Source organism: Pseudonocardia halophobica (assembly GCF_027922425.1).
GTDB lineage: Bacteria > Actinomycetota > Actinomycetes > Mycobacteriales > Pseudonocardiaceae > Pseudonocardia > Pseudonocardia halophobica.
In genome coordinates this window covers 66,912-78,934 of the sequence record NZ_BSFQ01000036.1, presented here as the reverse complement: position 1 = coordinate 78,934, position 12,023 = coordinate 66,912, and the positions used below count along the sequence as shown (strand labels likewise).

The following is a 12,023-nucleotide window of genomic DNA, read 5'->3' as shown; positions in this document are numbered from 1 at the left end:
CCCCGCGGTGCCGGGGCCCGGCGCGCCGGGCCCCGTCGGCCCGGACGTCCCGTCGCGCAGCAGGCCCGGTGGTGGCCGCCCGCCCGCGCCGGACCTCGGCCAGGGCGCGAGCCGGCCCGATCGCGGCGATCGCGGCGACCGTTCCGACCGCTCCGCGAGCGCCCCGCCGCCCGGACGCGCGGGCGGTCCTCGCCCCGGCGCTACCCCCAGCGGCACCCCCGTCGACCCCGGCCGGCCGGGTCCGGGCGACCGGTCCGCCGACCGCGGCCGCGGCGCACACCCGACGCAGGGCGGTCCCGGTGGCCCCTCCGGACCCGGTGGAGCCGGCCGGGGCGACCGTGCGCCCGACCGCCGGACCGGCGGCGATCCGCGGAACCCCGGCCGTCCCGGTGCGGGCGACCCCGGGCGGCCCGACCGGTCCCGCGGCAGCAGGTCCGCCGGCGAGCCCCGCGACCCCCGGGCCGACCCCCGTGCCGACCCCCGCACCCCCGGCGGTTCCGCCGACCGCTCCGCCGACCGCTCCGGCGCCCCGCGCCGCGGGTCCGGGGGCCCCGGCGGTCCTGGTGGCCCCGGCGGTCCTGGCGGCCGCGGCGGTTCCGCGGGCGGCGCGCCGCGCCAGGGCCGCACCGAGCAGAGCCGGAGCGGGCAGAGCCGGACCGACCAGGGACGTGCCGAGCAGGGACGTCCGGAGCAGGGCGGTCCCGCCCGGCCTCCCGGCCCCGGCGCCCCCGGCCGCCCCGGTGGGCCCGGCGGACCCCGGCGGGACGACCGCAGCGCCAGTGCGTCCGCCCGCGGCGGCTCCGGTGCGCACGCGGCCCCGCCCGGTCCCCCGGGGCGCGTGCCCGACCAGGCCCGCCGCTCCCCCTCCGACCCCAGTCGCCCGCCCGGCGGTGCGGGCCGGCCCGAGCAGGCCGGTCAGCCACCCGGGCAGGCCGGTCAGCCGGGTCAGCAAGGGCGGCCCGGCGAGCGCCGTCCCGGCACGCGACGACCCGAGGGCGCCGCGGCCCACCGCACCCGCGCCACCGCGACACCCGACGGGCGCCCGCCCGGCCAGGCCGGCCGGCGCCCCGGCACGCTCCCGCCGGGCGGCAGGCCCACCGACAGCAGGCCCACCGACGGCAGGCCCACCGTCGGCACGACCGGTGCCGCCACCGGCACCCGCACCGGCTCCGACCGCGCCGACACCCGCTCCGGTCCCGACCGCGCCGTTCCCGAGCGCGGCGCCCCGACCCGTGCCCCCGCCCGGGCCGCGGGCGCCTCGGCCGCGGCCCGGACGACCGGCCTCGACGACCCGGCCGCGACCCGTGTCCCCCGCCGCATCCCGGCGAGCGAGGCGGCCGCTGACCGTGCCGCCCGCCGCCGCGCGGAGGCCGGGGACGGCGCCACCCGCACCGGCAGGAACGGCAGCACAGGCAGGAACGGCAGCGTCGGTGGCAAGGGCAGGGCCGGCCGGCGCGGCACGGCCCGCCGCACCCTGCGCGCGGCACTGGCCACCACGGCCGCGTCGACGCTGGTCCCGGGCACGGGGCACCTGATCCTGCGCCGCCGGCGCACGGGCGGGCTCATCCTCGGCCTGTTCCTGCTGGTCCTGGCGGCCGGCGCGGTCGCGGTCCTCACGATGAGCCGGCGGGCGCTGCTCGAGAACGCGGTCTCGACGACGGTCCTCGCCGTCGGCGCGGTCGTCGCGCTCGTCGCCGCGCTCGGCTGGATCGCCCAGATCGCGCGGACCTACGCCCTGGCCCGCCCGCGGGACATGGGCGCCGGGCGGAAGGTCCTGGGCACCGCCGTCGCGGCGGTGCTGTGCATGGCCGTGGCCGTGCCGTTCGGCTACGCGGCCGACCTGGCGAACTCGCAGCGCTCCCTGCTCAACGACCTGTTCAGCGGCGGGGCCGGCGGCACCGCGGCCGCGGAGGCGATCAACAAGCCGCGGCTGAACGTGCTGCTGCTGGGCAGCGACGCCGGCCCGGACCGCACCGGCACGCGCACCGACACGATGATGCTGGCCAGCATCGACACGAGGACCGGCCGCACGACGATCTTCGGGCTGCCCCGCAACATCCAGCGCGCCGAGTTCCCGCCGGGGTCGGCGATGGCCGAGAAGTTCCCGAACGGCTTCCACGACCCCGCGAGCCCGCTGTCGGGCGACTACCTGCTCAACGCGGTGTACGCCTACGCGCACAACAACCCGTCGCTCGCCCCCACCGGCCCGACGAACGACATCGGGCTGAACCTCCTGCAGTCGTCGATCTCGTACATGACGGGCCTGCCGATCGACTACTTCCTCGAGGTCAACATGGCGGGCTTCTCGACGATGATCGACGCGGTCGGCGGCGTGACGGTCGACGTCGGCCCGGTGCCGCTGCCGATCAACGGCGTCACGGCCGACGGCCGGCACGTCAAGCCGGACGGCTACATCCAGCCCGGGATCCAGACGTTGAACGGCGAGGAGGCGCTCTGGTTCGCGCGCTCCCGCCGCGACAGCAACGACTACCAGCGGATGAGCCGCCAGCGCTGCCTCATCCAGGCGGTGCTCGAGCAGAAGAGCCCGACGGACCTCCTGGCCAACTTCCAGCAGGTGGCGCAGGCGACCAAGGACAACGTCGACACGAACATCCCGCAGGCGGTGCTCCCGGCCCTGGTCTCGCTGGCCGGCGAGGGTTTCACCCTGCAGAGCATCTCGTTCGACCCGAGCCTGCCGGACCCGAACGAGGCCGACGGCAAGTTCGACACCTCGCGCCCGGACGTCGAGTACATGCAGAAGGTCGTGCAGGACGCGATCAACCCGCCGCCCGCCGCGGCGGCCCCGCCCACGACCGCCGCCGCGCCGAGCACGGCCGAGACCCCGGAGACCTCGGGCTCGGACGAGACCGCGGCGGGCACCGCCGCCCCGACCTCGCTCGCCGACTCCTGCGCCGCCGCCGCGGGGCCCACGGCCGGCGAAGGCGGGAGCGGGTCGGGCGCGGAGAGCGGCGGCGAGGGCGGCTCCGGGGGCAACTGAGCCCCGGGACCCCGCCGGGCGCGCCACGCCCGGGGCCCGCCCATTACCCTTTCCTGGCGCGGTCCTGCGACGACGCCCGGGCTGCGGTACACCAGACACCGGTACGAACCGGGCACCGGCACGCCCGGATCCACCGGACCGGAGCACCAGAGGGGCAGACGGACGTGAGCAGCACTGGGGACACCCCCGCCCGCGAGGGCCGAACGAAGGTCGTCGTCGTCGGCGGCGGGTTCGGCGGGGTGCGCGTGGCGAAGGCGTTGGCCCACGCCGACGTCGACGTGACGCTCCTCGACCGGACCAACCACCACCTCTTCCAGCCGTTGCTGTACCAGGTGGCGACGGGGATCCTGTCGCCCGGCCTGATCGCGCCCGCGCTGCGCCGGGTGGTGAAGACGCAGTCCAACACCCGCACCCTGCTCGCCGAGGTGTTCGACATCGACGTGCAGGCCAAGGTGGTGCACGCCCTCGCGCCGAACGAGCAGCGCCTGGACCTGCCCTACGACTACCTGGTCGTCGCCGGCGGGGCCACGCACGCCTACTTCGGACACGACGAGTGGAGCCACTACGCGCCGGGCATGAAGAGCATCGAGGACGCGCGGATGCTCCGCAGCCAGATCCTCGGCGCCTACGAGCTGGCCGAGGTCGCGACGGACGAGAAGGAGCGGGACGCGTACCTGACCTTCGTCGTCGTCGGCGCGGGCCCGACCGGCGTCGAGATCACCGGGCAGCTCGCCGAGCTGGCCCGCTACGTGCTCCCGAAGGAGTACCGGACGATCGACACCCGCTCGGCGAAGATCATCCTGCTCGACGCCGCGCCGTCCGTGCTCCCGCCCTTCGCGCCGAAGCTGCAGAAGTACACCCAGCGCCGGCTGGAGAAGATGGGCGTCGAGGTCCGGCTCAACACTGCGGCCACGGACATGGACTACGACTCGATCACGGTGAAGGGCCCGGACGGCGTCGACACCATCACCGCGCGCACCAAGATCTGGGCGGCCGGCGTGCAGGCCTCGCCGCTCGCGGCGATGCTCGCCAAGGTCACCGGCACCGAGACCGACCGGGCCGGGCGCCTCGCCGTCGACCCGGACTGCAGCCTCCCGGGTGCCGAGGGCGTCTATGCCATCGGCGACATGGTCACCACGGTGGACCGGCTGCCCGGCGTCGCGCAGGTGGCCATGCAGCAGGGCACCTACGTCGGCAAGCTGATCGCGAAGCGGGCCAAGGGCGACCACACCACGCCCGCCCCGTTCCACTACTTCGACAAGGGCAGCATGGCCACCATCGGCGCCCGCCAGGCGGTCGCCGACGTGCGCGGGTTCAAGATCACCGGCTACCTCGCCTACCTGCTCTGGTGCTACGTGCACGTCATGTTCCTGATCGGCTGGGGCAACCGGCTGGGCACGCTCTACAACTGGGTCCGCTCGCTGCGCTACGCGCGCAACCGCGGCCACCGGCTCATCAGCATGACGGGCGCGAAGGCGGTCGCGAAGCACCACGAAGCGGCGTGACCCGGGCGGCCCGGTTGGAGATCGCCGGGCCGCCACCTACCGTTCGCTCGTGACCCCGTCCATGCAGGTCCTGATGCGCGAGGCCGAGCGCGTCTGGGACGACTTCTGGTCGGCCGTGTACGAGCGGGGCGACGTCGCGTCCGCGGCGGCCCTGCTCGCCCCGGAGGCCGTGCTCGTGGACATGCCCGCGATGACCGGCGGCAACGACCGGGCGGAGATCGAGCGGCACCTCGCGGGCACCGTCACGCCGCACCTGCCCGCCGACCTCGCGCGCCGGCGGATCTCCCGCACGGTCGACACCCGTGGGCTCGTCGACGAGCTGCGGTGGACCTTCACGCACGACCGCGAGCTGCCCTGGCTGCTCCCCGGGATACCCCCGACCGGCCGTCCGTTGCGGGTCCTGGCGGTCTCCGTGGTGGCCGTCCGGCAGGGTCGGATCGCGTCCGTCCGGACGCTCTGGGACGACGTTCGGCTGCGCCGTCAGCTCGCCGCGGGCTGACCGTCCGACGCCCGTAACCGGCCGTTCGCGGTTCCGCGACACCGTTATAGAGCCTTTCGAGCCTCTGAACTGGGGGTTCCCCGCGTGCCGCCCTCGGTGTTCTGCCACGCTATGGGCCACGCTGTACCAGGAACGACCACCGACGCACCCCCGAGCGGGTGGTCGATGGGAGAGGAGAGGAGCACTCACCATGGCACTGCCCGCACTGACCCCCGAACAGCGCCAGGAGGCGCTCAAGAAGGCCGCGGCGGCCCGTACGGCGCGCAAGGAGCTCCGCGACAAGATCGCGAAGGGCGAGGAGACCATCCCCGCCGTCCTCGACCGGGCCAAGTCCGACCAGATCGTCGGCAAGACCAAGGTCGCGGACCTCCTCAAGAGCCTGCCCGGCTACGGCCCCGCCAAGGTCTCGGCGCTGCTGGAGCGCACCGGCATCGACGCGTCCCGCCGCGCCGCCGGCCTCGGCGAGCGTCAGCGCCAGGCGCTGCTCGACGCCCTCAAGTGAGCCGCCGGGCGTCCTGACGCCCGCGACTCCCCGCACCCGGTCCGGCCTCCCGCCGGGCCGGGTGCGGCGTTCTCTAGGGTGCGGGGCGTGGAACTGATGGTCGACGTCGCCCCGGGCGTGCAGCTGTGGGCCGAGGAGATCCCCGGCCCGACGCCGGACGCGGAACCGCTGCTGCTGGTGATGGGCGCGAACGCGTCGGGGCTGGCCTGGCCGGACGCGCTGCTGGACCGGCTCGCCGAGCGGCACCGCGTGATCCGCTACGACCACCGGGACACCGGCCTCTCCACGCACGCCTTCGACGACGCCCCCTACGCGATCCGCGACCTCGCCGCCGACGCCCTCGCGGTGCTCGACGCGTTCGGGATCGAGCGGGCGCACGTCGTCGGGATGTCGATGGGCGGCACGCTCGTGCAGCTGCTGCTGCTCGACCACCCCGACCGGCTGCTCACCGCCACGGTCCTCTGCACCGCCGCCCTCGGCGCGTACGGCGACCCCGAGCTGCCCGGCCCCGACCCGGCCCTGCTGCGGCTGTGGGGCGAGTTCACGGACGACCGGGACCTCCAGGGCGAGCTGGCCTGGCGGGTCGAGCACTGGCGGCTGCTCAACGGCACCGGCACCCCGTTCGACGCCGAGGGCTTCCGCGCGCTGGAGGAGCGGGTCGTCGCCCACTCCGGGCGGGTGGACAACCCGGCCGCACACGCCGTCGCCGACACGGACGGACTGGACCGCGGCGCCGAGCTGGCCGGGGTGACCGTGCCGACGCTCGTGATCGAGGCCCCCGAGGACCCGGTGAACCCGCCGCCGCACGCCGGCCACCTCGTCCGCGCGCTCGGCGCCGGCCGGCTCGTCCGCGTCCAGGGCATGGGGCACGCGCTCAACCCGACGGTGGTCGAACCCGTCGCCGCGGCCGTCCTCGCCCACACCCGTGAGTGCGCACTGCCCCTCTAGCGGCACTCCGCACGCACGACCCCGGCTGAGCTGGGCCGATCAGCGACGCGCCCAGCTGTACCGCCGCTCCGGCCGCCCGGTGCCGCCGTACCGCAGCCGCACGGTCACGGCGCCGGTGTCGACGAAGTGCTCCAGGTAGCGCCGCGCGCTCACCCGGGACAGCTCGGTCCGCTCCGCGCACTCGCTGGCCGACAGGTCGCCGTCGGCCGCGCGCAGCACCCGCTCCACCAGCTCCGCCGTCGGCGCGGTCAGCCCCTTGGGCAGCCGCGCCGCCGTACCGGTCCCGCCGCCCGGGCGGTCGTCGCCGAAGAGCCGGTCGATGTCGGCCTGACCGGCCCGGTCGAGGCTCGCCAGCCGCCCGCGGATCCGCACCGCCCGCTCCACCTGCTCCTGCAGGGCCCGCGAGTCGAACGGCTTGACCAGGTAGTGCAGCGCGCCGCCGTGCAGGGCGGCGGCGACCGTGGCGCTGTCGTCCGCGGCCGTGATCACCAGGACGGACGGGTCGTCGGGCGCGCCGGTGCGGAGCTTGCCCAGCACGTCGATGCCGGACATGTCCGGCAGGTAGACGTCGAGCAGCACGAGATCGGGCCGCAGCCGCGCGGCCAGGTCGAGGGCCTCGGCGCCGCGGTGCGCGACGCCCACCACCTCGCAGCCGGGGATCCGCGCGACATAGCCGCTGTGCACCTTGGCGACCATGAAGTCGTCGTCGACGACCAGCACCCTCATGCGCCCACCTCCGCCCGCTCCGGCTGCAGCGGCAGGACGGCGGTGAAGGTCGCGCCCCTGCCGTCCGGACCCGCCCCGCCGCTCTCCACCGCCACCCGGCCCCCGCGGCGCAGGCACACCTCGCGCACGATCGCGAGCCCCAGCCCGCGCCCGCCGGCCGGACCGGCCGCGGCCGCCTCCGCGGCCTTGGTCGTGAACCCGTGCCGGAACACCTCCTCGGCCAGGTCCGACGCCACCCCGGGGCCGGAGTCCCGCACCCGCACGTGCACCGCGCCCTCCCGCTCGGTCAGCCCGATCTCGACCCACCCTCCCGCCGGGCCGACGGCGTCGAGCGCGTTGTCGACCAGGTTGCCCAGCACGGTGACCAGGTCCGCGCCGAGGCCCGGGTCCGCCTCGGCCGGGTGCAGGTCCGTGTCCTCGGCCAGCCGCAGGCGCACGCCCCGCTCGGTCGCCAGGCTCGCCTTCGCGACCAGCAGCGCCGCCGCGGCCGGCTCCCCGACCCGCGACACGACCTCGCGCCGCCAGCCCTCCGCCGCCGCGACGATCCCGCTGACGAACCGGCGCACCTCGTCGTGCTCGCCGAGCTCGGTCAGCCCGGCGATGGTGTGCAGCCGGTTGGTGAACTCGTGCGCCTGGGCGCGCAGGGTGTCGGTGAGCGTGCGGGAGGCGTCGAGCCGGTCCTGCAGCGCGGTCAGCTCCGTCCGGTCCCGCAGCGTGACGACGGCGCCGACGCCGCGCCCGTCGACCTGCACCGGCATCCGGTTCAGCACCAGGACCCGCCCGCCGTGCAGCACCAGCTGGTCCTCCCCCGCCGCGCGCCCGGTGAGGACGTCGGCGAGGCGCTGGTCGAGGCCCAGCCCGTCGACCTCGTCGCCGACCTGCGCCGCCGGCAGCCCGAGCAGCTCCCGCGCGGCCGGGTTGAGCAGCGTCACCCGGCCCTCGGGATCCAGCCCGACCACTCCCTCCTTCACGCCGAGGAGCATGGCCTCGCGCCGCTGCACCAGCTCGACGATCTCGTCGGGTTCCAGCCCGAGGGTCTGCCGGCGCACCCGGCGGGCCAGCAGCAGCGACCCGGCGACGCCCAGCGCCAGCTCCAGCCCGAGCAGCGCCGCGACCTCCCCGCGGGCCGGGGCCAGCGCCTCGACCAGGGTCGGCGCGCGGATGCCGGCGGACACCACGCCCACCACCTGCCCGCCGTCGCCGATCACCGGGACCTCGGCGACGACGGTCCGGTCCGCGGCGCCGGTCCAGGCCCGGCCGGCGAACGCCGTCGACTCCCCGACCTCGAAGGGGATGCCCAGCTCGGCGGGGTCCGGCGAGCTCCGGACGACCCGGTTCGCGTCGACGACCACGATCCGGTCGGCACCGGAGAGGTTCTCCGCGCTGCGCGCGAAGCTGGCCAGCAGGTCGACGTTCCGGTTGACCAGGCCGGCGCGGATCCCGGGCGTGGCGGCGACGTCCTCGGCGACCGACAGCATCCGCCGGCCCTGGGTCTCCCGGAACGCGGCGTCGGACTGCACGGCGGCGAGCGCGGCCACCGCCGCGAGCAGGATGGCCACCACCAGCAGCTGCCAGACCAGGAACTGGCGGGCCAGCGGGCGTCGGCGCACGCGGCCAGCCTAGGCGGGGGCGGTGCCCTCCGGCGCGTGTACAGAACGACCACAACCACCGTTGCGGACACAAGCGCGACAGCGGGAACCCGCGCCCCGCACGATGAGCGCCACAGTCCACTCGACGGGGAGGGATCGACACCGATGTCCGTCCGGGAGAAACCGACACGCGGCCTGTCCGCCGCGCTGGCGGTACTGGTGGCCGCCGCCGCGGTCCTGCTGGTGCCGCCCGCCGTGGGCGCCCTGACCGGCGGGGGTGACGGCACCCAGCTGCGCGGCCTGCGCGTGCTCGTCCCGAACTCCCCCGGCGGCGGCTACGACGTCACGGCCCGCACCGCGGCCAAGGCCATGGAGGACGCCGGGCTCACCGGCCCGGTCGAGGTGTTCAACCTCCCGGGCGCGGGCGGCACGGTCGGGCTCGGGCGCACGGTCAACGAGAGCGGCAACGACAAGCTCGTCATGTCGATGGGCCTCGGCGTGGTCGGCAGCGTCTACACCAACGACTCGCCCTCGACCCTCGCCGACACCACGCCGATCGCGCGGCTCACGCAGGAGACCGAGATCGTCGTCGTCGCGAAGGACTCGCCGTACACGTCGCTCGGGCAGCTCGTCGACGCATGGAAGGCGGACCCGGGTGGGGTCCCGGTCGGCGGCGGCTCCTCGCCGGGCGGGCCGGACCACCTGGCGCCGATGCTGATGGCGAAGGCGGCCGGGCTGCCCCCGAAGGACGTCAACTACGTCTCCTATGACGGCGGCGGCGAGCTCCTCGCCGCGGTCCTCGGCGGCAAGGTCGCGTTCGGCGTCTCCGGGCTCGGCGAGTACGCCGACCAGATCGACGCCGGGGAGCTGCGGGTGCTGGCCGTGACGGCCGGCGCCCCGGTCCCCGGCGTCGACGCGCCGACCCTGAAGCAGGCCGGCCTGGACGTCGAGTTCACGAACTGGCGCGGGATCGTCGCCCCGCCCGGGCTGTCCGACGAGGGCCGGGCAGACCTCGAGGCGGCCTTCGACGAGCTGCGGCGCAGCCCGGAGTGGGCGGAGGCGCTGGAGCGCAACGGCTGGACGGACGCCTACCAGCCCGGCCCCGAGTTCGGGGCCTTCCTGGAGAGCGAGAACGAGCGCGTGGCCGGGGTGCTGCGGGAACTGGGGCTGACGTCATGACCGCCGTGGAGGAGAAGGCTCCCGCGCCGCCGCGGGAGAAGCGGGGCTGGTTGAAGGAGCACTCCGAGCTCGGGGTGTCGCTGCTGTTGTTCGTCGTCGGCGTGCTCGTCGTGGTGGACACGCTGCTGGAGAGCGGCGCGGGCAGCGACTCCGACCCGCTCGGCCCGCGGACGGTCGCGCTGGTCCTCGGCGGGGCGTTGCTGCTGCTGTCGGTGCTGCTGACCGTCGACGTCCTGCGCGGCGGGCACGGCGAGGCCGAGGCCGGCGAGGACATCGACCTGTCGACGCCGCCGGACCTGCGCACCGTCGGGATGCTGGCCGGGTTCCTGATCGCGACCGCGGCCCTGATCCCGCTGCTCGGCTGGCCGATCGCCGGCGTCGTCCTCTTCTGGGGGGCCACGTACTCGCTGGGCTCGCGCACCTACCTGCGCGACCTCCTCATCGCCGCCGGCGTCTCGGTCGTGACCTGGGTGATCTTCGACGGCCTCCTGGGCGTCGACCTGCCCGGCGGCCCGCTCATGGGGGTGTTCGGCGCATGATCGAGTCGCTGACCAGCCTGATGGGCGGCTTCGGCGCCGCCCTCACCCCGGCCAACCTGCTGTTCGCCGCGATCGGAGTGCTGCTGGGCACCGCGATCGGCGTGCTGCCGGGCATCGGCCCGGCCATGGCGGTGGCGCTGCTGCTGCCGGTGACCTACGCGTTCGACCCGACCGGCGCCTTCATCATGTTCGCCGGCATCTACTTCGGCGCGATGTTCGGCGGCTCCACCACCTCGATCCTGCTCAACACCCCGGGCGAGAGCGCGTCGGTGATGGCCGCGCTCGAGGGCAACCCGATGGCCAAGTCCGGGCGGGGCGCGCAGGCGCTGGCCACGGCCGCGATCGGGCACTTCGTCGGCGGCCTGCTCGGCGTGATCGGGCTGGTGCTGCTGGCGCCGCTGGTCGCGTCCGTCGCCGTCGACATCGGCGCCCCGGACTACTTCGCGGTGATGGTGCTGGCGTTCGTCGCCGTGACCTCCGTGCTCGGCAGCTCGCGGATCCGCGGGTTCGCGGCGCTGGCCATCGGCCTCACGATCGGGCTGGTCGGGCTCGACCCGCTCAGCGGGCAGCCCCGGCTCACCTTCGGCGTGCCGCAGCTGGCCGACGGCATCGACGTCGTCATCGTCGCGGTCGGGCTCTTCGCCGTCGGCGAGGCCCTCTGGGTCGCCGCGCACCTGCGTCGCGGGCAGCAGGAGGTCATCCCGGTGGGGCGGCCGTGGCTGTCCCGTGGCGACGTCAGGCGCGCGTGGAAGCCGTGGCTGCGCGGCCCGTTCATCGGGTTCCCGTTCGGCTCCATCCCGGCCGGCGGCGCGGAGATCCCGACCTTCCTGTCGTACGTCACCGAGCGGCGGCTGTCGAAGCACCGCGACGAGTTCGGGTCCGGCGCCATCGAAGGTGTGGCGGGCCCGGAGTCGGCGGCCAGCGCGTCCTCGGCGGGGACGCTGTCCACGATGCTCACCCTCGGGCTGCCGACGACGGCGATCGCCGCCGTCATGCTCGCCGCCTTCCAGCAGTTCGGGATCCAGCCGGGCCCGCTGCTGTTCCAGACCGAGCCCGACCTGGTGTGGACGCTCATCGCCAGCCTGTTCGTCGGCCTGGTCCTGCTGCTGGTGCTGAACCTGCCGCTCGCGCCGGCCTGGGCGAAGCTGCTGCGGATCCCGCGGCCGTACCTCTACGCGGGCATCCTGTTCTTCGCCTGCATCGGGGCGTACGCGGTCTCCGGGCAGGCCGTGGACCTGCTGGTCCTGCTGGGCATCGGCGCGGTCGGGTTCGTGATGCGGCGCTACGGCCTGCCGGTGCTGCCGGCGATCATCGGCGTGATCCTCGGGCCGGACGCGGAGCTGCAGCTGCGCCGCGCCCTGCAGATCGCCGACGGCGACGTCAGCACCCTGGTCTCCACGCCGATCGCGATCACCGTCTACGCCGTGATCGCGCTGCTCCTGCTGTTCCCGCTGGTGCGCAAGGCCCTTCCGGCCCGGACCGCCCGGCCGGCCGACCCGGACCGCGAGCGCACCCCGGTCTGACCCTGGTCCGTCCGG

General features: G+C 75.6%; 10 protein-coding genes and 1 pseudogene. 8 read left to right on the top strand and 3 right to left on the bottom strand.

Annotated elements, in window-relative coordinates; all coding sequences use genetic code 11:
* Positions 1-811 (bottom strand): annotated as a pseudogene (locus tag PKE99_RS29700) (hypothetical protein); the annotation flags it as partial.
* Between the two features lie 27 nt (positions 812-838).
* Here PKE99_RS29700 and PKE99_RS29695 point away from each other — a divergent pair.
* From PKE99_RS29695 to PKE99_RS29675, 5 genes are all read left to right on the top strand, one after another.
* Entirely contained in the window at positions 839-2,998 is a 2,160-nt protein-coding gene (locus PKE99_RS29695) for an LCP family protein (RefSeq protein WP_271214941.1), read from the top strand.
* Positions 2,999-3,162: 164 nt separating this feature from the next.
* The gene (locus PKE99_RS29690) at positions 3,163-4,503 is read left to right on the top strand and encodes an NAD(P)/FAD-dependent oxidoreductase (RefSeq protein ID WP_037049156.1); all 1,341 of its coding nucleotides are present in this window, start codon (positions 3,163-3,165) and stop codon (positions 4,501-4,503) included.
* A 49-nt stretch (positions 4,504-4,552) separates the two neighbouring features.
* Positions 4,553-5,002, top strand: coding sequence for a nuclear transport factor 2 family protein (locus tag PKE99_RS29685; RefSeq protein ID WP_037049159.1), 450 nt, complete (start codon positions 4,553-4,555; stop codon positions 5,000-5,002).
* Positions 5,003-5,192: 190 nt separating this feature from the next.
* The gene (gene mihF, locus PKE99_RS29680; protein ID WP_037049162.1) at positions 5,193-5,504 is read left to right on the top strand and encodes an integration host factor, actinobacterial type; all 312 of its coding nucleotides are present in this window, start codon (positions 5,193-5,195) and stop codon (positions 5,502-5,504) included.
* Positions 5,505-5,600: 96 nt separating this feature from the next.
* On the top strand, positions 5,601-6,452 hold the full coding sequence (locus PKE99_RS29675; protein WP_197040747.1) for an alpha/beta fold hydrolase: 852 nt from the start codon (positions 5,601-5,603) through the stop codon (positions 6,450-6,452).
* Positions 6,453-6,491: 39 nt separating this feature from the next.
* On the opposite strand, the gene PKE99_RS29670 is transcribed toward PKE99_RS29675, so the two are convergent.
* Complete coding sequence (locus PKE99_RS29670; RefSeq protein ID WP_037049166.1) at positions 6,492-7,178, bottom strand: response regulator; 687 nt, start codon at positions 7,176-7,178, stop codon at positions 6,492-6,494.
* Positions 7,175-8,788 (bottom strand): sensor histidine kinase, encoded by a 1,614-nt coding sequence (locus PKE99_RS29665; protein WP_037049169.1) that lies wholly within the window; start codon positions 8,786-8,788, stop codon positions 7,175-7,177. The genes PKE99_RS29670 and PKE99_RS29665 overlap by 4 nt, the downstream gene beginning before the upstream one ends.
* Before the next feature lie 144 nt (positions 8,789-8,932).
* On the opposite strand from PKE99_RS29665, the gene PKE99_RS29660 reads away from it, so the two are divergent.
* Genes PKE99_RS29660 through PKE99_RS29650 form a run of 3 tightly spaced genes read left to right on the top strand, consistent with a single transcriptional unit; the run spans position 8,933 to position 12,008 of the window.
* On the top strand, positions 8,933-9,946 hold the full coding sequence (locus tag PKE99_RS29660; protein ID WP_051737826.1) for a Bug family tripartite tricarboxylate transporter substrate binding protein: 1,014 nt from the start codon (positions 8,933-8,935) through the stop codon (positions 9,944-9,946).
* The gene (locus PKE99_RS29655; protein WP_037049172.1) at positions 9,943-10,485 is read left to right on the top strand and encodes a tripartite tricarboxylate transporter TctB family protein; all 543 of its coding nucleotides are present in this window, start codon (positions 9,943-9,945) and stop codon (positions 10,483-10,485) included. Before PKE99_RS29660 ends, PKE99_RS29655 begins: the two co-directional genes overlap by 4 nt.
* Positions 10,482-12,008, top strand: a complete 1,527-nt coding sequence (locus tag PKE99_RS29650) for a tripartite tricarboxylate transporter permease (RefSeq protein WP_197040742.1) — start codon at positions 10,482-10,484, stop codon at positions 12,006-12,008. Before PKE99_RS29655 ends, PKE99_RS29650 begins: the two co-directional genes overlap by 4 nt.
* The last annotated feature ends 15 nt before the right edge of the window (positions 12,009-12,023 follow it).